Raw genomic sequence first — 20,509 nt, 5'->3', positions numbered from 1 at the left:
AGCACGGACGCGATGGGGGAGCTCGGTGCCCGGCTCGCCGGGGTCCTGCGCGCCGGTGACCTCGTCGTGCTGACGGGGCCGCTCGGTGCCGGCAAGACGACCATGACCCGTGGGCTCGGGGCCGCGCTCGGGGCTCGCGGGCAGGTGTCGAGCCCGACGTTCGTCCTGGCCCGGACCCATCCGACGACGGCCGGCCCGGACCTCGTGCACGTCGACGCCTACCGGTTGTCCGACCCGGTCGAGCTCGACGACCTCGACCTCGACTGGGACGGCGCGATCGTCGTCGTGGAGTGGGGTCGGGGGATGGTCGACGGCATCAGCGACAGCGTCCTCGACGTGGAGATCTCCCGCGCGACCGGTGCCGACGCCGTCCCCGCGGTCGACGACCTCGACCCGGACGACGTCCCCGACGAACCCCGCCGTGTCGTGGTGACCGGCTCGGGCCCGCGCTGGGACGGCGTGGTGCTCTAGCCCCCGACGACCGACGACCGACGACCGACGACCGACGCCCCCGCCCGGCGCCAGGGCTCGTCAGGGCTTGTACGCGTAGGTGCTCACCGAGTCGATGTAGAGGTGGCCCTTCGCGCCCCAGTTGCCGACCTGGAACATGAAGCGGTGCGGTGTCCGTGGCACGTCGCGGGTGACGGTCGTCAGCAGCTTGTCGTCGAGGTAGTACTTGACCGACTTGCCCGGGATCCACTCGACCGCGTAGGTGTGCCAGTCGCGCCACGACGCCCGGGTCGAGACGCTCGTCGCGAGGTCCTCCTTGCCGGGGGTCATCGAGTGCTGGTGCAGCATCGGCGAGTCCTCGAAGTTGCTCTCCGGGAAGTCGATCTCACCCTCGGACCAGACGTTCGAGGTCGGCCAGAGGATGAACGCCGCGCCGTTGCCGTCGCCGCCGGTGGCACGGGCTCGGACGGTGAACTTGCCGCCGACGGCACCCCACGCGCCGACCCGCGACCCGAAGGTGCCCGCCGCACCGCGCTTGCCGTCCAGCGTCACGTCCATCATCCCGTCGTGGGTGCTGACCTGCGAGCCCGACCAGTACATGCCGCCACCCATCCCGTCCGGGTACGGCTGCCACGAGTCGACGTACTTCTGCGCGAACGGCCCGTTCGCTGGCATCGCGGTGGTGAAGTTCTGCGCGAACGAGAGCTTGAACGGGCTCGTCGTCGCGGCGGTCGCGGTCGCGGTCCCGAGCGGGGCAGCGATGAGCGCTGCGCTGAGGACGACGGCCGCGAGAGCCGCCTTCGTGGTGCGTTCCTGCATCGTGTGTCACTCCCTTGGGTGCAGACGTCCCGACGAGCCTGCACGGGGTCCTCTCGGTCGGCACGGGCCATCCGACAGCAGCGACTTGCCCCCAGTACGTGGGCGAACCCCCTGGTCTGTCCGCGATCGGCCGGTCGCCGTACCCCTCGCGGGGAAGACGGGTCCCGGCACGTCGGACCCGACGTCCGGCCGGCAGCGGTCGGCCTCGCGACGCGCGCCTACGATGGACGGGTGCTGCTCGCGATCGACACCTCCGCCGGGACCTCCGTGGCCGTGGTCGACCCCACGACGCACCGCGTCCTCGCCGAACGGTCGACCGACGACTCCCGTCGCCACGCCGAGGTGATCGGCCCCTTCCTGCGGGACGTCCTGACCGACGCCGGCATCACGGCCACCGACGTCACGGGCGTCGTCGCCGGCATGGGACCCGGACCGTTCACGGGGCTGCGGGTCGGCATCGCGGCAGCACGCACGTTCGCCGCCGCACGGGGAGTCCCCGTGCACCCGCTCGTCAGCCACGACGCCGTCGCGGCCGACGTCGTCGCATCCGGCGACGGTGCCCCGTTCGTCGTCCTGACGGACGCCCGCCGCCGCGAGGTGTACTTCAGCGTCCACGACCTGGCCGGCACGCGCACCGCGGGTCCCGGTCTCGCCAGGCCGGCCGACCTGGACGACGTGCTGGGGGCCTCCAGTGGGTTCCGGCGGGTCACCGCCGTCACCGTGCCGGGCGGGAGGCTCGGCCAGCTCGCCGCGGACCGGCTCGCCTCCGGCAGTCCCTTCGCCGAGGACACCCCCCTGTACCTCCGCGACCCCGACGTCACGATGCCGGGCGCACCCAAGCGGGTGGCTCGGTGACACTGCCGGACGGGCTGCGCCTGCGGCGCGCCCATCCGCAGGACCTGGACGACGTGATGTGGCTCGAGCACGCCGCGTTCCCGACCGACGCCTGGTCGGCCTCGCAGATGTCGGGCGAGCTGTACTCCCCGCACGGCTTCTACGTGGTGGTCGAGACGACCGACGGGTCGGCGCCGACGGTCGTCGGGTACGCCGGGCTGTCGTCGCTGCCGGGCAACCCCGTCGCCGACGTGCAGACCATCGCCGTCGCGGCCGAGCACCGGGGTGCCGGCATCGGGCGCGCCCTGTTCACCGAGCTGCTCGACGAGGCCCGTCGACGCCGCGTGCACGAGGTCTTCCTCGAGGTCCGGGCCGACAACCCGGTGGCCCAGACCATGTACACCGGCTTCGGGTTCGTGCACATCGCGACCCGTCCGCGCTACTACCAGCCGGACGGGGTCGACGCGTGGGTGATGCGTGCCGCGCTCGCCCCGGAACACCCGAGCGGCCCCGGACCCGTCGGACAGGAGACCCTCGATGCGTGAACCCCTGGTGCTCGGCATCGAGACCTCCTGCGACGAGACCGGCATCGGGATCGTCCGCGGCACCACCCTGCTCGCCAACGTCATCGCCTCGAGCATGGAGGAGCACGCCCGCTACGGCGGGGTCGTGCCCGAGGTGGCAGCACGCGCGCACCTCGAGGCGATGACGCCGACGCTGACGCAGGCGCTGGCCGAGGCCGGCGTGACGCTCGACGAGCTCGACGCGGTCGCCGTCACCGCCGGTCCGGGACTCGCCGGCGCCCTGATGGTCGGTGTCGGTGCCGCGAAGGCGCTCGCCGTGGCCACGGGCAAGCCGCTGTACGGCGTGAACCACCTGGTCGGCCACGTCGGGGCCGACGTCCTGCGCGCCGACGGCAGCAGCATCGAGCTGCCGACGGTCGCGCTGCTCGTGTCCGGCGGCCACACGTCGCTGCTGCTCGTGCGGGACCTGGTCGGGGACGTCGAACTGCTCGGCGAGACGATCGACGACGCCGCGGGCGAGGCCTTCGACAAGGTCGCTCGGCTGCTCGGACTGCCCTACCCCGGCGGCCCGCAGATCGACCGGGCCGCGTCGGACGGCGACCCCACGGCGATCCGCTTCCCCCGCGGGCTGACGCTGCCCAAGGACATGGCGGCGCACCGGTACGACTTCTCGTTCTCCGGCCTCAAGACCTCGGTCGCCCGCTGGGTGGAACGCTGCCGCGACGAGGGGCGCGAGGTCCCCGTGGCCGACGTGGCCGCGTCGTTCCGCGAGGCGGTCGTGGACGTCCTGCTCACGAAGGCGCTCAACGCCTGTCGTGACACCGGAGTCCACCGGCTGCTGCTCGGCGGCGGCGTCGTGGCGAACGCGCGGTTGCGTGCCGTCGCCGCCGAGCGCTGTGCGGCCGCTGGGATCGCGCTCCGGATCCCACCGCTCGACCTCTGCACCGACAACGGCGCGATGATCGCGGCCGTCGGGGCCCGCCTGGTCGCGGAGGGGCACGCGCCGAGCGACCTGGGCATCGCGGCGGACTCCACCCTGCCGGTGACGACCGTCCAGGTCTGAAACCGCCGTCCACGGCGTGTGGGAGGATCGCTGTCGATGGCCGCACGGGCTGTCGGGAGGGGTGCAACGTGTCCGATCAGAACCAGTGGCCGAAGCCGGGCGAGCAGCAGTCGGACGGGCAGCGGCCGGACGCATCGGCTCCCGCGCCCGGGTCCGCCGCCGAGCCGAACGGGTACGGCCAGGACACTCCGCAGCCGCCGCAGTACGGCCAGCAGCCGCCGCAGTACGGCCAGCAGGCCGGACAGACGCCGCAGTACGGCCAGCAGCCCTCCGGCCAGCAGTACGGCCAGCAGCCCTCCGGCCAGCAGTACGGCCAGCAGCCGTACGGCCAGTCGCAGCAGCCCCAGTACGGCGCTCCGCAGAACCCGTACGCCCAGCAGAACCCCTACGCCCAGCAGCAGGGCCAGCAGAACCCCTACGCCCAGCAGCAGGGCCAGCAGGGCCAGCAGGGCCAGCAGGGCCAGTACAACCCCTACGCCGCCGGCGGGTACCAGCCCTACGCGCAGCGGCCGAAGACGAACATCCTCGCCATCCTGTCGATCGTGTTCGGCCTCGGCGCGATCCCGTTGTTCTTCATGGCGGTGCTGCTCGGCCCGGCCGGTGCGATCCTCGGGCACGTGGCCCTCGGCAGGCTCAAGCACAACGGCGAGCAGGGCCGCGGCCTGGCGCTGACCGGCATCATCGCCGGATGGGTGATGCTCGGCGTCTGGATCCTCTGGGTGGCGTTCCTGTTCTGGATCGGCGCCCACGCCAACGACTACTCGGACTACGGCACCGGGACCGGGTCGGGCACCGGCGCCCTCGTCGGCTGACCCGCGGCGCCCCGCGCCTCAGACGACCGCCTGAGGGAGCCGTTCACACAGGACGGCGGTGTGGCGGCCCTCCAGTCGGGTGAGCACCAGCGTCGCCTGGCGACTGCCGCCACGCAGCCGCAACCGCTTGCGGAACTGCGCGGGGTCCACGTCGACCCCGCGCTTCTTGATCTCCACCGTGCCGACACCGTCGGCTGCCAGGCGTGCGCTCAGCTGCTTGACGTCGAGCGGCAACGTGTCGAGGACCCGGAAGCCCTGCGCGAACGGCGTCGTCACGGGACGGTCGGCGGTGACGTAGGCGATCCCGTCCGAGAGCATGCGGCCGTCGAACGAACGCGCCAGGTCCCCGATCAGACGTGCTCGGATGACCGCCCCGTCCGGCTCGTACAGGTAGTCGCCGATCGAGCCGACCTCGACGTCCTCGGAGTCAGCATCGCTCGTCAGCTCCGCGATGCCGTGGGAGCCGATGACGGTCGCGGCGCGACGGATGCCGGGCCGTGCGAGCGGGCCGAACCAGAGCGCGAGCTCGACGACCTCGCGGTCGACCGAGGTCCACTGCGCCTCGGCGGTGTCGGGGATGAGGTCGCGATCGACGCCCGGACCGAGCTTCACGCCGGTCGGTGTCCTCGTGGCGGCTGCGAAGACGGTGTCGAGTGACGGCGACCAGTCGTCCGGGTCCGCCAGCCGTCGGGTGTCGCTGTGGCCGGACGTCCGACGCGCGGGGTCCATCCAGACCCCGTCGACGCGGGACAGGTCGAACGCCGCTGCGTCGCCGAGCTCGACCCGGGCGTCGGGCCAGAGTGCCAGGTTGTGCGTCGCGACCGCCGCGGTGACCTCGTCGCGGTCGACTGCCGTCACGGCGAGGTCGAGCGCGGCCATCGCCATCGCGTCCCCGCCGATGCCGCACCCCAGGTCGGCCACGCGACGCAGCCCCGCGGCGGCGAAGCGGCCGGCGTGCTGTGCGGCGACGGCGAGCCGGGTCGCCTGCTCGAGGCCGGCCTCGGTGAAGAGCATCCGGCTCGCGAAGTCACCGAACTTGCCCCGGGCCTTCTGCCGCAGCTTCGCCTGGGTCAGGACCGCCGCGACCAGCGCGGGGTCGTGCCCCTCACGGCGCAGCCGAGCGACGACCCGCACGATCTCGCCGCCGTCGGACACGGCCGGCGTCCGGTCGAGCAGCGCCATGCCGTCCGGCGTCAGCAGCTGAGCGAGTTCCGTGGCGTCCATGAGACGATCCTTCCATCACCAGGAGCTCTGGCACTCGGATTGACCGAGTGCCAGCAGCCCCCTACAGTTGGACCTGGCACTCTCGTGTGTCTAGTGCCAACCGGTTTTCATCTGTACCGAGTCAGTACCGAGAAAGAAGAGGTCACCGTGGCCGTCACCATCAAGCCGCTCGAAGATCGCATCGTCATCCGTCAGGTCGAGGCGGAGCAGACCACCGCGTCCGGTCTCGTCATCCCGGACACCGCGAAGGAGAAGCCGCAGGAGGGCGAGGTCGTGGCCGTGGGTCCGGGTCGCATCGACGACAACGGCAACCGCGTGCCGCTCGACGTCGCCGTCGGCGACAAGGTCATCTACTCGAAGTACGGCGGCACCGAGGTCAAGTACTCGGGCGAGGACCTGCTGGTCCTGTCCGCGCGCGACGTCCTCGCGGTCATCGAGCACTGACCCCAGCTCCACTCGTCGAACGCCCCGGCAGCCTCGTGCTGCCGGGGCGTTCGCCGTCCCGGTCGCTGACCGTCCTGGAGGCCCTGGCCGCGTCCGCCTGTCGGCGCACGTCCGTAGCATTGCCGGGTGAGTGAGCGCGTGGCCAGGAGCGAAGCATCCGTCGGGGTCCTGCAGGCCGTCGTGGCCTACGGGCTCTGGGGGCTGATGCCGCTGCTGTTCACGGCGATGGCCCCGGCCGGTGCGTTCGAGATCGTCGCCTGGCGGATCGTGTTCGGCCTCGGGTTCTGCGCGGTCGGCATCGCCGTCACCCGGTCGTGGCTCCGGACCCGCTCGTTGGTCGCACAGCGCCGCGTGATGGCGGTCATGGCGCTCGCGGCCGTGCTCATCGTCGTGAACTGGACCGTGTACGTCCTCGCGACCACGACCGGCCACACGGTCGAAGCCGCGCTCGGCTACTTCATCAACCCGCTCGTCACGATCGCGCTCGGCGTCGTGCTGTTGCACGAGCGGCTGCGTCCGGCGCAGTGGACGGCCGTCGGCATCAGCATCGTGGCCGTCGTCGTCATCGCGGTCGGGTACGGGCAGATGCCGTGGATCTCGCTGGTGCTGGCGTTCTCGTTCGGGCTCTACGGCCTCGTGAAGAAGCGCGTCGGCGGCACGGTCGACGCCCTGAGCGGCCTGACGATGGAGACGCTGTGGCTGACCCCGGTCGCCGTCGTGGCGCTCGTGGCGATGGGTGCGACCGGGCTCGGCGGCGGGATCACGTTCGGGGCCGCCGGGTGGGGGCACGCCCTGCTCATGGTCGCCGCGGGCCCGGCGACGGCCGTGCCGCTGCTGTTGTTCGCGTCGTCGGCCAGGCGGCTCTCGCTGTCGACCCTCGGGCTGACGCAGTACCTGACCCCGGTGATGCAGCTCGTCGTCGGCGTGGTCGTCCAGCACGAGGCGATGAGCACGTCGCGCTGGGTCGGGTTCGCGATCGTGTGGCTCGCGCTGCTGGTCCTGACCACCGACTCGTTCGTGGCGTCCCGGCGTACCAGGCGCACGCCGCTGCCCGCCGCAGTGGTCTGACGGAGCCGACCCGGGCCTCCCGTCCGGTGCCGTCCGGCGCCATCCGGCGCTGTCCGGCGCCATCCGGTGCCATCCGGTGCCGTCCGGTGCCGTCCGGTGCCGTTCGGTGCCGTGACGCGGGACGGCCCCGACAGCAGTGCTGCCGGGGCCGTCCTGGTGGTGCTGCGTTACTTCTTGACCGAGCCCTGGATGGCGCTCTGGTAGACCGGCTTGTTGTCGCCGTCGAACTTGTAGATGCCGATGTAGGCGCTCGACGGGTCGTTGTTCGAGTCGAACGGACCGATGCCGGACGGGCCCGTGTAGTGGACGTCCTTGCCGTCGTCGAGGAGCTTCTTGCAGTCGGCGAAGGTCGAGCACTCGGTGCCTCCGTCTGCACCGGAGACCTTGTCCATGTTCGCCTGGATGGTGCCGGCGTCGGTGCCCTTGCCCTTCACCGCGGCCAGCGCGGCCAGGGTGGTGGCGTCGTAGGACTCGGCTGCGTACGAGTAGTCGGCGAGGTCCTTACCGGACGACTTCTTGTAGTAGTCGGCCAGACGCTGCTTCAGCTCGTCCTTCGGCGAGGCACCGGGGATAGTGCCCTGCGCGCCCTCGAGCGTGCCCGGGTCGAAGTCCTTCGAGTAGTCCGCCGTGTTGCCGTCGGACATGTAGATCTTCGCCATGTCCGCGTTCTGCGACTTCAGTTCGGGGACGATCGACTTCGTCTCGTCGAAGGCCAGGACGACGATCGCGTCGGGCTTGGTCGCGAGTGCGGCCGTCACCTCGGACGAGAACGTGGTCTGCCCGGGCGGGAACTCCTGGCCCTTGCCCTTGCCGCCGTAGACGACCTGGCCGCCGGAGGCCTCGACCGCTGCCTGCACCGAGTTGCGCAGACCGGTGCCGTAGGTGTCGTTGAAGACCAGGAAGGCGACCTTGGCGTTGCCGTCACCCGTGACGAGCTGACCGAGCGCGGAACCCTGCACCGAGTCCGGCGGAGCGGTCCGGTAGTAGTACGACGAGTAGCCCGACAGGTCGCTCGCGGTGTTCGCGGGCGAGATCTCGACGATGCAGTTGCTCGTGAGCTGGTCGATGACGTTGAGCGTGACCGAGGAGGACTCGGCGCCGATCGCGACCGGGACCTTGGCGTTGACGAGCTTGTTCGCCGCGGCGCTCGACACGGTCATGTCCGTGCTGTCGCCGGAGTCGGTCTGCGGGTCGATGGAGACGTCCTTGTCGAGGACACCGCCCGCCGAGTTGATGTCCTCGACGGCCAGGCCCACGCCCGACTCGGCCGGGGGGTTCAGGTACGCGAGCGAGCCCGTGAGGGGCAGGATCGTCCCGATCTTCAGCGCGTCGGTACCCGGGGTCGACGGAGCCTTGCAGCTCGATGCCGGGTCCTTCTTGGCGGAGGACGCCGACGACGAGGGGTCGGAGCTGCTGCCTGCCGTGGAGCACGCCGCGAGCAGCACTGCGGCCGCTCCCGCCAGTGCCAGCGCCGTGGTGACGCGGGTGGTTCTGATCATCCGTGGAACCCTTTCTCGGCACGGAGGCCGAAGTCGCATCGGGTCGAGTGCGACGCCTCCGTGTGGATGCGAGCAAAAGTAGGGCGATTGTGTTTCGCCCGTGTGTCGAAATCAGAACCTGGACGTTTCGTTACCGAGCCGTGACGAAGCTGTGCAAGCACTCCGGAACGATCCGAGCCCCGGGAACACGACAGCGGCGGCCCTCGTCGAGGACCGCCGCTGGCGTTCGTGCCGTGTGGGCGCTACCGGGTGTAGTTCGGCGCCTCGACGACCATCTGCACGTCGTGCGGGTGCGACTCCTTGAGCCCGGCGGCGGTGATGCGGACGAACTTGCCGCGCGCCTTGAGCTCGGGGACCGTGCGGCCGCCGACGTAGAACATCGACTGCCGCAGCCCGCCGGTGAGCTGGTAGACGACGTTGCCGACGGAGCCGCGGTAGGGGACCTGGCCCTCGATGCCCTCGGGGATCAGCTTGTCGTCGTTCGGGACGTCCGCCTGGAAGTAGCGGTCCTTCGAGTACGAGGTCTTCTTGCCGCGGGTCTGCAGTGCGCCCAGGGAGCCCATCCCGCGGTACGCCTTGAACTGCTTGCCGTTGACGAAGACGAGGTCCCCGGGGGACTCGTCCGTGCCCGCCAGCAGCGAGCCGAGCATCACGGTGTCCGCACCGGCGACCAGGGCCTTGGCGATGTCGCCCGAGTACTGCAGCCCGCCGTCGGCGATGATCGGCACCCCGGCCTCGCGTGCGGCGAGGGACGCCTCGTACACGGCGGTGACCTGCGGGACGCCGACCCCGGCGACGACGCGGGTGGTGCAGATGGAGCCGGGTCCGACGCCGACCTTGACGGCGTCGACACCGGCGTCGATGAGCGCCTGCGCGCCGGCACGGGTCGCGACGTTGCCGCCGATGACGTCGACGGCGTCGAAGGACCGGTCGGCCTTGAGGCGGCGGACCATGTCGAGCACGCCCTCGCTCTCGCCGTTCGCCGTGTCGACCACGAGAACGTCGACCCCGGCGTCACGGAGCGCGCACGCGCGCTGCCAGGCGTCACCGAAGAAGCCGATCGCGGCACCGACGCGCAGCCGGCCCTCGTCGTCCTTGGTCGCGTCCGGGTACTGCTCGCTCTTGTCGAAGTCCTTGACGGTGATGAGCCCGCGGAGCTTGCCGTCCGCGTCGACGAGCGGCAGCTTCTCGATCTTGTGCTGCGCGAAGATCGCGATCGCGGACTCGGGGTCGATGCCCTCGAGCGCGGTGATCAGCGGAGCCTTCGTCATGACGTCGCGCACGAACGTGGTCTGCTGCTCGAACGGCGCGACGAAGCGCATGTCGCGGTTCGTGATGATGCCGACCAGGGTGCCGTCCGCCTCGATGACGGGCAGCCCGGAGACCCGGAACTGGCCGCAGAGCGCGTCGACCTCGGCCACGGTGGCGTCCGGCGTGGTGGTGACCGGGTTGGTGATCATGCCCGACTCGGACCGCTTGACCTTGTCGACGTAGGCGGCCTGGTCCTCGATGGAGAGGTTGCGGTGCAGGATCCCGATCCCGCCCTGGCGTGCCATGGCGATGGCCATGCGGGACTCGGTGACGGTGTCCATCGCTGCCGAGAGCAGCGGCACGTTCACCGAGATCCGCTTGGTGAGCCGGGACGCGGTGGACGCCTCGCTCGGGATGACGTCGGTGTGCCCCGGCAGGAGCATGACGTCGTCGTACGTGAGTCCGATGAATCCGAACGGATCCGGCTGGTCCATGGGTCCCCTTCGTGGGCGAGGTGAAGTGGTCTGCAACACCGGACGCAGCGTCGGGTTCCGGATGGACCATGCTAACGCGCGCGTCGCGCTGCGCATTCCGGCTCGTCCCGCAGCGGACCGGTCCGGTCGGGAGGCTCGTCCCACGCCCGGCGGATCCCTTCCTCCACATGGTCACAGTTTCGGTACGAATCACACAGGGAACGTTTCGGAAACACCCGCGACACAAATGCGCCATAGGTTCCTCGACATCCGAACGAGAGGCTCTTCCGTGGGATCCATCACTCCTGCGGGGCCGGCGCTGCTGCGCCGGTTCCGCCCCGGTGCGCCAGGCCGTCGCCGACTGGTGCTCGTCGTCGTGCTCGTCGCGGCCTTCCTGGCGACCTTCCTCCTCGACTGGGCGGCCAGCGCCCCGGCGATCGGTGCGGGCGCGACGCCGACGGCATCGGCGTCGGCGTCGGCGTCGACCGGCTCCGCCCCGTCCAGCACCCAGCCCTGCACCGTCAGCACCACGAACGGGTGCATCCAGGGCACGATCCTCGACTCGAAGCGTGAGCCCGCGTCCGGTGTCGACGTGGACGTCGCGGGGCCGGGTGGCTTCACCGCTACGTCGACCACCACCGACGCCGGGCGCTGGTCGGTGAGCGTGCCGGCAGCGGGGCAGTACAGCGTCACCGTCGACCAGGACACGCTGCCGAAGGGCCAGTTCCTGACGAACGCCGCCGACGCCAAGCGCACGGTGCAGGCGAACCTCAACGCGAACGCCGGGCAGATCTTCCAGCTGTCGGACCAAGAGGGCGCGACGACCTCCGAGGCGACCTCGAGCGTCACCGCCGCGCGCGCCTGGCAACAGTTCGCGTCCGGCATCCGGCTCGGGCTGCTCATCGCACTCGCGTCGATCGGTCTGTCGCTGATCTACGGCACGACCGGGCTGTCGAGCTTCTCCCACGGCGAGCAGGTCACCCTCGGCGGACTGCTGGCCTACCTCTTCGCGAACCAGCTCGGCGTGAACATCTGGCTCACGGGCGTCATCGTCGTGGTCCTCTGCGCGGCGAGCGGGTACCTGCAGGACATGGTCATCTGGCGGCCCCTGCGGCGGCGGCGCATCAGCCTGACTCAGCTCATGATCGTCACGATCGGCCTGTCGATCGCCGCGCAGTACGCGTTCCAGTACTTCTTCGGCGCCAGCACCGTCCGGATCCAGCAGAGCAACCCGACCACGGTGACGTTCGCCGGGATCACCCTGACGGTGCAGTCCTACGTCGCGATGGGGATCGCGCTCGTCGTGCTGATCGCGACCGGTCTGTTCCTCGCGAAGACCCGCTTCGGTCGGGCGACCCGTGCCGTGTCGGACAACCCGGCACTGGCGTCCGCGTCGGGCATCGACGTCGACCGGGTCATCCGGTTCGTGTGGACGCTCGCCGCCGGCCTCGCGGGGCTGTCCGGCGTCATGCTCGGCCTGGTGCTCAACGGCGTGAACTGGCAGACCGGTCTCCAGCTGCTGCTGCTCATGTTCGCCGCCGTCACCCTGGGCGGTCTCGGCACCGCGTACGGCGCCCTCGTCGGGTCGATGATCATCGGCGTCGTCGTGGAGCTCACCAACCTCGTGCTGCCGGGCGACTTCAAGTACGCCACGGCGCTCGTCATCCTCATCCTCATCCTGCTGTTCCGGCCGCAGGGCATCTTCGGCCGTGCCGAGCGGATCGGCTAAGGAGCGCCGCCATGGACTACCTCGTCAACCTCATCCAAGCGCTGACCCAAGAGGCACTCGCGCCGACGACCGCCGCGTTCGCGCTCGCGGCGATCGGCCTCAACGTGCACTTCGGTCTGACCGGCCTCGTGAACATGGGCCAGGCGGCGTTCCTGCTGCTCGGGGCCTACGGCTTCGCGATCTCGATCACGAACGGGCTGCCCTTCGGGATGGCCGTCCTCGTGGCCCTGCTCGTCGCGATCGTGTTCGCGATCATCCTCGGCATCCCGACCCTGCGGCTCCGCGGCGACTACCTGGCGATCGTGACGATCTCCGGCGCGGAGATCATCCGCATGGTCGGCAGGTCGAGTCTGCTGACCACGACCACGGGCGGCTCGAACGGCATCACCGGGTCGAGCTACCGCGACCCGTTCAACGCCCTGAGCTTCCTGCCGGACGGCACCACCACGATCCTGTGGTTCACGTACTCGAACAACGGCGTCAACGGCTGGTGGATCCGCATCGTCGGCTGGGGTCTCGTCGCCCTGTTCACCGTCGTGCTGTTCCTGCTCATGCGCAGCCCCTGGGGCCGTGTCGTCAAGGCCATCCGCGAGGACGAGGACGCCGTGCGGTCGCTCGGCAAGAGCGTCTACTCGTACAAGATGCAGTCGCTCGTGTTCGGTGGTGCGCTCGGAGCCCTGGCCGGCATCATCTACGTCCTGCCGAGTTCGGTGCAGCCGGACGCGATGGGTCGCTCGATGACGTTCTTCATCTGGACCGCGCTCATCCTCGGCGGTGCCGCGACGGTGTTCGGACCGGTGCTCGGAGCCGTGCTGTTCTTCGTCGTCCGGCTCGGCATCAGGACCCTCGCGAGCGACTTCATCCCCAACTCGATCATGAACTCGCAGCAGGCGGAGCAGTTCTCCTACGTGCTCGTCGGCGTCGCGCTCATGCTGCTCATCGTCTTCCGCCCGCAGGGACTCCTCGGGAACAAGAAGGAGCTGACCTTCAGTGTCTGAGTCACCAGTGCCCACCGCGGTGTCGCACACCCCGGGTGCGGCCAAGCCCGACGCCATCCTGACCGTCGACAACATCACCAGGCGCTTCGGCGGCATGACCGCGGTCGACGTCGACCACCTCGAGGTCCAGCGCGGCTCGATCACCGCGCTCATCGGGCCGAACGGTGCCGGCAAGACCACGTTCTTCAACCTGCTCACCGGCTTCGACAAGCCCTCGAGCGGCAAGGACGCCAGCTGGGTCTTCAACGGCGCGACCCTCGGCAACACCGGCGCCGCCAAGGTCGCGCGTGCCGGCATGGTCCGCACGTTCCAGCTCACGAAGGCGCTGTCCCGGCTGACGGTGATGCAGAACATGCTGCTCGGCGCGAAGGACCAGCCCGGTGAGAACTTCTTCGCCGCGCTCGTCAAGCCGCTGTGGTCCAAGCGTGAGCGGGAGATCACCGCCAAGGCCGAGGACCTGCTCGCCCGGTTCAAGCTCCTCGAGAAGAAGGACGACTACGCCGGGTCGCTGTCCGGCGGTCAGCGGAAGCTGCTCGAGATGGCGCGGGCGCTGATGTCCGACCCGACGATGATCATGCTCGACGAGCCGATGGCCGGCGTGAACCCCGCGCTGACCCAGTCACTCCTCGGACACATCCAGTCCCTGCGCGACGACGGCATGACCGTGCTGTTCGTCGAGCACGACATGCACATGGTCCGGCACATCTCGGACTGGGTCGTCGTGATGGCGGAGGGCCGGGTCGTCGCCGAGGGGCCTGCGGGCACCGTGATGGACGACCAGGCGGTGATCGACGCCTACCTCGGAGCGCACCACGACACCGACCTCGGCGACGACTCGCTCCTCACCGAGGAGACGTACGAGGAACTCGCCGACGAGGTCGCCGGTGAAGACCAGACGGCAGCCGGCGAGCGTCCGGTGGCAGGCACGGCGGAGTCCGCCGACGACGGGAAGGCGACCCGATGACCGACGCGAGCGACGCGATGGACGCGAACCGGGCCTCCAGCCCGACCAACGGCGGGACCGGGACGGCCACGCTCGAACCGGTGATGCGGGCCAGCGGCCTCGTCGCCGGGTACCTGCCGGGCGTGAACATCCTCAACGGCTGTGACCTGGAGTGCTTCCCGGGTGAGCTCATCGGCATCATCGGCCCGAACGGCGCCGGCAAGTCGACGCTGCTCAAGGCCCTGTTCGGACTGGTCTCCGTGCGTGAGGGTGCCGTCACCCTCGACGGCGAGGACATCACGAACATGAAGGCCAACAAGCTCGTGCAGGCCGGCGTCGGGTTCGTGCCGCAGTCGAACAACGTGTTCCCCTCGCTGTCGATCGAGGAGAACCTGCAGATGGGGCTCTACCTCCGACCGAAGAAGTTCTCGGAACGGCTCGAGGTGATCTACGACCTGTTCCCGGTCCTCGGCCAGCGGAAGGGCCAGCGTGCGGGGTCGCTGTCGGGCGGTGAGCGGCAGTCGGTCGCGATGGCCCGCGCGCTGATGATGGACCCGAAGGTGCTGCTGCTCGACGAGCCGAGCGCCGGGCTGTCGCCCGTGCGACAAGACGAGACCTTCATCCGCACCCGGCGGATCAACAAGGCCGGAGTGTCGATCATCATGGTCGAGCAGAACGCGCGACGCTGTCTGCAGATCTGCGATCGCGGGTACGTGCTCGACCAGGGCCGGAACGCGTACTCGGGCACCGGGAAGGAGCTCGCCGACGACCCCAAGGTCATCGAGCTCTACCTCGGCACGCTCGCCAAGGACGTCGACGCCGCCAAGTAGGGGGGTCGACCCGCCGGTGTCGCTGTGGGGGCGGCACCGGCACCGAGCGGGGTCGTGCGAAGACGCTGTCGCGCCGCACGGCCCCGCTCTCGGACGCACGACGGCGTCTCGCTGACGCAGTGCCGGCCAGGAGGCACGTCCCACCGCCGACACGCGGGTAGCGTTCCCGACGTGGACAGGATCGCGGCACGCGCCATGGACGCCCTGGTCTGGGTCGTGTTCGTGGTGCTCTTCGTCGGTGCGGCGCTGCTCGTGAAGGTCGCCGCGCTGCTGCTGGTCGTGCTGGTCGTGCTGGCGCTCGGCCTGGGCCTGACGCTCCGTCTGCTCCGGCAGCGCCGACGCCGCACGCGCTGACGCCGCACGCGCACGCTCCAGCGCCCGTGCTGCGGAGCCGCCGCCCCGTGCGGAGTTGCACGCCTGGTGCGAGCCTGTTTCCGCGCACCAGGCAGTCAACCGCGCACCGAGGCGAAACCTCGCACGGTGCTTCAGCGCACCGGGCAGCCAACCGCGCACCGAGGCGCACCCGTGCACCGCGTGGAGGGCGCCCGGTAGGGTTGTCGGGTGAGTGAAGTCGAGATCGGTGCAGGCAAGCGCGGACGTCGGGCGTACGCGTTCGACGACATCGCGGTGGTTCCGTCGCGGCGCACCCGCGACCCGCGCGACGTCAACGTCCAGTGGTCGATTGATGCCTTCACCTTCGAGGCCCCGATCCTCGCGGCACCGATGGACTCGGTGGCCTCGCCCGCCACGGTCATCCAGATGGGGCGTCTCGGGATCCTGGGCGTGCTCGACCTCGAGGGCCTGTGGACCCGGTACGAGGACCCCACCCCGTTCTACGACGAGATCAAGACGCTCACGGACGGCAACGTCACCAAGCGGATGCAGGAGATCTACGCCGAGCCCGTCAAGGCCGAGCTGATCACCGCGCGCCTGGCCGAGATCCGCGCGGCCGGCGTCCCCGTCGCCGGGTCGCTCAGCCCGCAGCGCACGCAGGAGTTCTCGCAGACCGTGGTCGACGCCGGGGTCGACCTGTTCGTGATCCGCGGCACGACCGTCTCCGCCGAGCACGTGTCGCAGAGCACCGAGCCCCTCAACCTCAAGAAGTTCATCTACGAGCTCGACGTCCCCGTCATCGTCGGCGGCGCGTCGACCTACACGGCGGCGCTGCACCTCATGCGCACCGGTGCTGCCGGCGTGCTGGTCGGCTTCGGCGGCGGCGCTGCGTCGACCACCCGCGCCGCGCTCGGCATCCACGCCCCGATGGCGACCGCGGTGGCTGACATCGCCGGTGCCCGTCGCGACTACATGGACGAGTCCGGCGGCCGCTACGTGCACGTGATCGCGGACGGCGGGCTCGACACCGCGGGCGACGTCGTCAAGGCGATCGCGATGGGTGCCGACGCCGTCATGCTCGGCACCGTCCTGGCCCGCGCCACCGAGGCACCCGGCGGTGGCTTCCACTGGGGTGCCGAGGCGCACCACCCGGAGCTGCCGCGTGGTCGCCGTGTCGAGGTGGGCACGATCGCGCCGCTCGAGAACGTGCTGAACGGGCCGACCCCGACGTGGGACGGCCGCGCCAACATCGTCGGCGCACTGCGTCGCTCGATGGCCACGACCGGATACTCCGACGCCAAGGAGTTCCAGCGAGTAGAAGTGGTCGTGGCGCCCTACCACCGCTGACGCAGTGCACCGGCGCCGGACGGCAGCACATCGACGTGCTGGCCACCACGGCGACGCTGTCACCGGGCAGCACGGAGGCGATCATGGCAACGACGGTCTCGGGCAAGAAGGCACCCAGCGGTGCGTTCGGCACGGCGGGGTTCGATCCAGGGGCGAAGCTGGGGCCGGACGAACGGGCCGCCGCGATCGAGACGCTGAAGACCCAGGAGCTCGACGTCCTGGTCGTGGGCGGCGGGATCGTGGGCGGCGGCAGTGCGCTCGACGCCGTCACCCGCGGCCTGAGCGTGGGCATCGTCGAGGCCCGTGACTGGGGATCGGGGACCTCGAGCCGCTCCTCGAAGCTCGTGCACGGCGGCATCCGCTACCTCGAGCAGCTCAACTTCACCCTGGTGCGTGAGGCCCTCATCGAACGTGGCCTGCTGCTCCAGCGCATCGCTCCGCACCTGGTCAAGCCCGTGCGCTTCCTGTACCCGCTGAACCACCGCGTGTGGGAGCGCTTCTACATCGGGATCGGCATGGCGATGTACGACGCCTTCAGCTGGTCCGGCGGGCGACCGCCAGGGGTTCCGCACCACCGGCACCTCACCCGGACGCAGGTGCTCCGTTCGATGCCGTCGCTCAAGAAGGACGCGTTCGTCGGGGGCATGACGTACTACGACGCCCAGGTCGACGACGCCCGCTACGTCGCGTCGCTCGTGCGCACCGCGGCGTCGTACGGCGCCCACGCCGCCGCCCGTGTCCGCATCGAGGGCTTCATCAAGGTCGGGGAACGCGTCGTCGGAGCGCATGCGCACGACATCCAGACGGGTGAGCGGTTCGACATCCGAGCCAAGCAGGTCGTCAACGCCACCGGGGTGTGGACCGACGACACCCAGGCGATGGTCGGCACCCGCGGACAGTTCAAGGTGCGGGCGTCGAAGGGCGTGCACCTGGTCGTCCCGCGCGACCGCTTCCAGTCGAACATGGGCATGATCCTGCGCACCGAGAAGAGCGTGCTGTTCGTGATCCCGTGGGGCCGCCACTGGCTGGTCGGCACCACCGACACCGACTGGTACCTCGACAAGGCGCACCCGGCCGCGACCGCCGCCGACATCGACTACATCCTCGAGCACGTCAACAAGGTGCTGCGGGTGCCGCTCACCCGCGAGGACGTCGAGGGCGTCTACGCCGGCCTGCGACCGCTGCTGGCGGGGGAGTCCGACAGCACGTCGAAGCTCAGCCGCGAGCACGTCGTCGCGCACACCGCGCCCGGGCTCGTCGTCGTCGCCGGCGGCAAGTGGACGACCTACCGGGTGATGGGCAAGGACGCGATCGACGAGGCCGTTGCCGCCATGGACGGCCGCATCCCGGAGTCGACCACGCAGGACATCCCGCTGCTCGGCGCCGAGGGCTACCCCGCCGCATGGAACAAGCGCGGCCGCACCGCGAAGACGTTCGGCGTGCACAAGGTCCGCATCGAGCACCTGCTGAACCGGTACGGCACCCTCGCGACCGAGGTCCTGGACCTGGTGAAGGAGGACCCGGCGCTCGCCGAGGCCCTGCCGGGAGCCGACGACTACATCGGCGCCGAGGTCGTCTACGCCGCGTCGCACGAGGGAGCCCTGCACCTGGAGGACGTCCTGGCCCGCCGCACGCGCATCTCGATCGAGGCCTGGGACCGCGGCGAGTCCGCTGCCCCCGTCGCCGCGAAGCTGATGGCCGGCGTGCTCGGCTGGGACCAGGAGCAGACCGAGGCCGAGGTGGCGAACTACCTGAAGCGCGTCGCCGCCGAGCGGGAGTCGCAGCTGCAGCCCGACGACGAGTCCGCGGACCGGGTGCGGCTCGAGGCACCGGACATCGCGTTCGGCTTCGACGAGGACGACGTCGTCGTCGGCGGCGGCCGCTCCAGCGGCGCGGAGGGCGCCAAGGCCTCCGACGAGCAGGTGATCGGCGAGAAGACGAGCGAACCCCGCTGACGCGGGAACCGCCGGACTGGAGGCCCGTGACCGGCTGGTCACGGGCCTCCAGTCCGTCACCGGGTCAGACCAGCGCTGGCACAGCGTGGTCGGTCCGCGTGACGGCACCGTCGACGACGGTGACGAGCGAGTCGAGGGTGTCGCGGTGCACCAGGTCGTGGGTGACCAACAGCGTGGCTGCCCCGCGCTCGCGGGTGAGCCGTGCGATGAGGTCCATGACGGCCGCCCCGCGCTCCTGGTCGAGGGCGCTCGTCGGTTCATCCACCAGCAGCACGTCCGGTTCGTGCACCAGGGCACGGGCGATGGCGACGCGCTGCCGCTGACCGCCGGACAGCTGCGCGGGTCGCAGGTGCGCCTGGCCGGAGAGCCCGACCGCGTCGAGGAGCTCGTCCGCGCGGCCGGGGAGCCGGCGTCGTCGCGCGCGGTCGGTCCCACCGAGCTCGCCCATGACGAGCAGCTGCTCGCGGGCGGTCAGCGAGGGCAGCAGGTTGGACTGCTGGAACACGATCCCGATCCGTTCGCGTCGCAGGACGGTGGCCTCGTCTCGTGACAGCGCCGCGGCGTCGACGTTGCCGATGAGCACCCGGCCCGAGTCGGGACGGATCAGGGTCGCGGCGACCGCCAGCAACGAGGACTTTCCGGAGCCGGACGGCCCGGTGATCCCGGTCACGACCCCGGCATCGGCGCGGAGTGTGACGTGGTCGACCGCCGTGACGCGCGAGCTGCCGTCCGGGAAGGTGAGGGTGACGTCGTCGAGGGTGATCATCGGTTGCTCCCGAGTGCGGTGAGGGGGTCGGCTGCGGTGACGGTGCGCAGGGCCACGGCGGCTCCGGCCAGGCCGAGCAGGACCATCGCGGCGGCCGGCACCAGGGTGGTCAGGGGGTCCAGCAGGAACGGCAGTGCGCCACCGGCCAGGGCGCCGAGACCCACGACCGCTGCCATGCCGACACCGATGCCGGCGACGAGTACGACCAGCGCCTGCCCGAGTGCGTCGCGGACGAGTGATCCCGTGCTCGCCCCGAGGGCCTTGAGGACGGCGACGTCACCAGCCCGCTGCATTGTCCACACCGTGAAGAACGCGCCGACGACCAGGGCGGAGACCCCGAAGAGCATCACGATCATAATGCCGAGCGAGCCGATCTCGGACTTGAAGGTCTCGAGCGCGGTCAGGCTGCGCAGCGGTGTCGAGGCCGACGTGTGGGTCCGGTCGGCGACGGCGGACCAGTCGGGGTCACCGGAGACCGCGAGCAGCGTCGCCCGGCCGTCGCCACCGACCCGTTCGTCCGCCGCGGCCCAGGCGGCCGGCGTCATCGCGACGACCGGCGTGTGGCTGTACCAGGCGTCGCCCCCGACGCTCGCGACGCGGTAGTCGGTCCCGGTGATCGTCACGCGGTCGCCGACGCCGACGCCCAGGTCGTGCGCGGCACCCGACGAGAGACCGAGCTCGTCGTCGGACCGAGGGGCGAGGGCACCGACGGTCGATCGCTCGTCGTGGGGCAGCCCGACGAGCGCGACCCCGACCACTGCCGGGGATCCCGCGCCGGAGGCACGGCCCTGCACGATGCCCACCGACACCACTTCGTCGACCCCGGCCGCGTCCTGCCATCCGACGCGGGCCCCGTGGTCGATCGTGGACTGCGCGAACGAGGGCTGTCCCGTCGACGGCTGCTGCAGGACCAGGCGGTCGCCGGGCAGCCCCAGCACCGCCGAGACGTTCTGCGCCGCCAGCCCGCCGGTCAGGCCGGCGAGGAACCCCACCAGCAGGGTGATCAGGGCGACGACGCTCCCGATCAGGACGAACCGACCCCGCGCATGCCGCAGGTCACGCCAGGCGACGAACACGATGACTCCTCTCCGGGCCGGGACGGTCCACGGCACGCAGGACCAGCCTGGTGACCGGCTGGCCGCGGGTC

At 70.7% G+C, this 20,509-nt stretch carries 20 protein-coding genes; 14 read left to right on the top strand and 6 right to left on the bottom strand.

Going from position 1 to position 20,509, the window contains the following annotated elements:
* Positions 1–12: 12 nt before the first annotated feature.
* A complete protein-coding gene (gene tsaE / locus DEJ13_RS16180) occupies positions 13–471 on the top strand; it encodes a tRNA (adenosine(37)-N6)-threonylcarbamoyltransferase complex ATPase subunit type 1 TsaE (protein WP_111106170.1) in 459 nt (152 codons plus the stop codon).
* A 60-nt stretch (positions 472–531) separates the two neighbouring features.
* Here the strand turns inward: tsaE and DEJ13_RS16175 are convergent, their stop codons facing one another.
* The gene (locus DEJ13_RS16175; RefSeq protein ID WP_111105929.1) at positions 532–1,269 is read right to left on the bottom strand and encodes a glycoside hydrolase family 16 protein; all 738 of its coding nucleotides are present in this window, start codon (positions 1,267–1,269) and stop codon (positions 532–534) included.
* Between the two features lie 231 nt (positions 1,270–1,500).
* Here DEJ13_RS16175 and tsaB point away from each other — a divergent pair, with 231 nt between their 5' ends.
* The 4 genes from tsaB to DEJ13_RS16155 all read left to right on the top strand — a co-directional run bounded on the left by tsaB (position 1,501) and on the right by DEJ13_RS16155 (position 4,502).
* Positions 1,501–2,124, top strand: a complete 624-nt coding sequence (gene tsaB / locus DEJ13_RS16170) for a tRNA (adenosine(37)-N6)-threonylcarbamoyltransferase complex dimerization subunit type 1 TsaB (protein ID WP_111105928.1) — start codon at positions 1,501–1,503, stop codon at positions 2,122–2,124.
* Positions 2,121–2,648 (top strand): ribosomal protein S18-alanine N-acetyltransferase, encoded by a 528-nt coding sequence (gene rimI, locus DEJ13_RS16165; RefSeq protein ID WP_111105927.1) that lies wholly within the window; start codon positions 2,121–2,123, stop codon positions 2,646–2,648. Before tsaB ends, rimI begins: the two co-directional genes overlap by 4 nt.
* Positions 2,641–3,690, top strand: coding sequence for a tRNA (adenosine(37)-N6)-threonylcarbamoyltransferase complex transferase subunit TsaD (gene tsaD, locus DEJ13_RS16160; protein WP_056121490.1), 1,050 nt, complete (start codon positions 2,641–2,643; stop codon positions 3,688–3,690). The genes rimI and tsaD overlap by 8 nt, the downstream gene beginning before the upstream one ends.
* Before the next feature lie 68 nt (positions 3,691–3,758).
* Positions 3,759–4,502 (top strand): DUF4190 domain-containing protein, encoded by a 744-nt coding sequence (locus DEJ13_RS16155; protein ID WP_111105926.1) that lies wholly within the window; start codon positions 3,759–3,761, stop codon positions 4,500–4,502.
* Positions 4,503–4,520: 18 nt separating this feature from the next.
* Here the strand turns inward: DEJ13_RS16155 and DEJ13_RS16150 are convergent, their stop codons facing one another.
* On the bottom strand, positions 4,521–5,726 hold the full coding sequence (locus tag DEJ13_RS16150) for a class I SAM-dependent methyltransferase (protein ID WP_111105925.1): 1,206 nt from the start codon (positions 5,724–5,726) through the stop codon (positions 4,521–4,523).
* 147 nt (positions 5,727–5,873) lie between these two features.
* Here DEJ13_RS16150 and groES point away from each other — a divergent pair, with 147 nt between their 5' ends.
* Complete coding sequence (groES, locus tag DEJ13_RS16145; protein ID WP_056121496.1) at positions 5,874–6,170, top strand: co-chaperone GroES; 297 nt, start codon at positions 5,874–5,876, stop codon at positions 6,168–6,170.
* Between the two features lie 126 nt (positions 6,171–6,296).
* On the top strand, positions 6,297–7,238 hold the full coding sequence (gene rarD, locus DEJ13_RS16140; RefSeq protein WP_111105924.1) for an EamA family transporter RarD: 942 nt from the start codon (positions 6,297–6,299) through the stop codon (positions 7,236–7,238).
* Positions 7,239–7,405: 167 nt separating this feature from the next.
* Here the strand turns inward: rarD and DEJ13_RS16135 are convergent, their stop codons facing one another.
* Together DEJ13_RS16135 and guaB are read right to left on the bottom strand one after the other, a co-directional pair.
* Positions 7,406–8,737 (bottom strand): ABC transporter substrate-binding protein, encoded by a 1,332-nt coding sequence (locus DEJ13_RS16135; RefSeq protein ID WP_056121501.1) that lies wholly within the window; start codon positions 8,735–8,737, stop codon positions 7,406–7,408.
* Positions 8,738–8,979: 242 nt separating this feature from the next.
* Positions 8,980–10,482 (bottom strand): IMP dehydrogenase, encoded by a 1,503-nt coding sequence (gene guaB, locus DEJ13_RS16130; RefSeq protein WP_056121504.1) that lies wholly within the window; start codon positions 10,480–10,482, stop codon positions 8,980–8,982.
* Between the two features lie 355 nt (positions 10,483–10,837).
* Between guaB and DEJ13_RS16125 the strand changes: the two genes are divergently transcribed.
* The 7 genes from DEJ13_RS16125 to DEJ13_RS16095 all read left to right on the top strand — a co-directional run bounded on the left by DEJ13_RS16125 (position 10,838) and on the right by DEJ13_RS16095 (position 18,596).
* Positions 10,838–12,190 (top strand): branched-chain amino acid ABC transporter permease, encoded by a 1,353-nt coding sequence (locus tag DEJ13_RS16125; protein ID WP_082517851.1) that lies wholly within the window; start codon positions 10,838–10,840, stop codon positions 12,188–12,190.
* A gap of 11 nt (positions 12,191–12,201) precedes the next feature.
* On the top strand, positions 12,202–13,188 hold the full coding sequence (locus tag DEJ13_RS16120) for a branched-chain amino acid ABC transporter permease (RefSeq protein WP_056121507.1): 987 nt from the start codon (positions 12,202–12,204) through the stop codon (positions 13,186–13,188).
* A complete protein-coding gene (locus tag DEJ13_RS16115; RefSeq protein WP_258374008.1) occupies positions 13,181–14,152 on the top strand; it encodes an ABC transporter ATP-binding protein in 972 nt (323 codons plus the stop codon). Before DEJ13_RS16120 ends, DEJ13_RS16115 begins: the two co-directional genes overlap by 8 nt.
* 83 nt (positions 14,153–14,235) lie before the next feature.
* Positions 14,236–14,961 (top strand): ABC transporter ATP-binding protein, encoded by a 726-nt coding sequence (locus tag DEJ13_RS16110; RefSeq protein WP_414835821.1) that lies wholly within the window; start codon positions 14,236–14,238, stop codon positions 14,959–14,961.
* Between the two features lie 171 nt (positions 14,962–15,132).
* The gene (locus tag DEJ13_RS16105; RefSeq protein WP_146245158.1) at positions 15,133–15,315 is read left to right on the top strand and encodes a hypothetical protein; all 183 of its coding nucleotides are present in this window, start codon (positions 15,133–15,135) and stop codon (positions 15,313–15,315) included.
* A gap of 207 nt (positions 15,316–15,522) precedes the next feature.
* Positions 15,523–16,641 carry a GuaB3 family IMP dehydrogenase-related protein gene (locus tag DEJ13_RS16100; protein WP_056121510.1) on the top strand — a complete coding sequence of 373 codons (1,119 nt, stop codon included), beginning with the start codon at positions 15,523–15,525 and terminating at the stop codon, positions 16,639–16,641.
* An 83-nt stretch (positions 16,642–16,724) separates the two neighbouring features.
* Complete coding sequence (locus tag DEJ13_RS16095; protein ID WP_056121648.1) at positions 16,725–18,596, top strand: glycerol-3-phosphate dehydrogenase/oxidase; 1,872 nt, start codon at positions 16,725–16,727, stop codon at positions 18,594–18,596.
* A gap of 64 nt (positions 18,597–18,660) precedes the next feature.
* Here DEJ13_RS16095 and DEJ13_RS16090 read toward each other — a convergent pair whose 3' ends face one another.
* Both DEJ13_RS16090 and DEJ13_RS16085 read right to left on the bottom strand, forming a co-directional pair.
* Entirely contained in the window at positions 18,661–19,362 is a 702-nt protein-coding gene (locus DEJ13_RS16090; protein ID WP_111105922.1) for an ABC transporter ATP-binding protein, read from the bottom strand.
* Positions 19,359–20,438 (bottom strand): ABC transporter permease, encoded by a 1,080-nt coding sequence (locus DEJ13_RS16085; RefSeq protein ID WP_111105921.1) that lies wholly within the window; start codon positions 20,436–20,438, stop codon positions 19,359–19,361. Before DEJ13_RS16085 ends, DEJ13_RS16090 begins: the two co-directional genes overlap by 4 nt.
* Positions 20,439–20,509: the final 71 nt, after the last annotated feature.

The organism is Curtobacterium sp. MCLR17_007, from assembly GCF_003234655.2.
GTDB lineage: Bacteria > Actinomycetota > Actinomycetes > Actinomycetales > Microbacteriaceae > Curtobacterium.
Note: the sequence above shows the minus strand (reverse complement) of the source record. Positions and strands in the feature narration are given on the sequence as shown.

Bases quoted from the DNA above. Each gene is read 5' to 3' on its own strand.
- tsaE (WP_111106170.1), top strand. From the start codon at position 13: ATGGGGGAGCTCGGTGCCCGGCTCGCCGGGGTCCTGCGCGCCGGTGAC.
- DEJ13_RS16175 (WP_111105929.1), bottom strand. From the start codon at position 1,269: ATGCAGGAACGCACCACGAAGGCGGCTCTCGCGGCCGTCGTCCTCAGC.
- tsaD (WP_056121490.1), top strand. From the start codon at position 2,641: ATGCGTGAACCCCTGGTGCTCGGCATCGAGACCTCCTGCGACGAGACC.
- DEJ13_RS16150 (WP_111105925.1), bottom strand. From the start codon at position 5,726: ATGGACGCCACGGAACTCGCTCAGCTGCTGACGCCGGACGGCATGGCG.
- DEJ13_RS16135 (WP_056121501.1), bottom strand. From the start codon at position 8,737: ATGATCAGAACCACCCGCGTCACCACGGCGCTGGCACTGGCGGGAGCG.
- guaB (WP_056121504.1), bottom strand. From the start codon at position 10,482: ATGGACCAGCCGGATCCGTTCGGATTCATCGGACTCACGTACGACGAC.
- DEJ13_RS16120 (WP_056121507.1), top strand. From the start codon at position 12,202: ATGGACTACCTCGTCAACCTCATCCAAGCGCTGACCCAAGAGGCACTC.
- DEJ13_RS16110 (WP_414835821.1), top strand. From the start codon at position 14,236: ATGCGGGCCAGCGGCCTCGTCGCCGGGTACCTGCCGGGCGTGAACATC.
- DEJ13_RS16095 (WP_056121648.1), top strand. From the start codon at position 16,725: ATGGCAACGACGGTCTCGGGCAAGAAGGCACCCAGCGGTGCGTTCGGC.
- DEJ13_RS16090 (WP_111105922.1), bottom strand. From the start codon at position 19,362: ATGATCACCCTCGACGACGTCACCCTCACCTTCCCGGACGGCAGCTCG.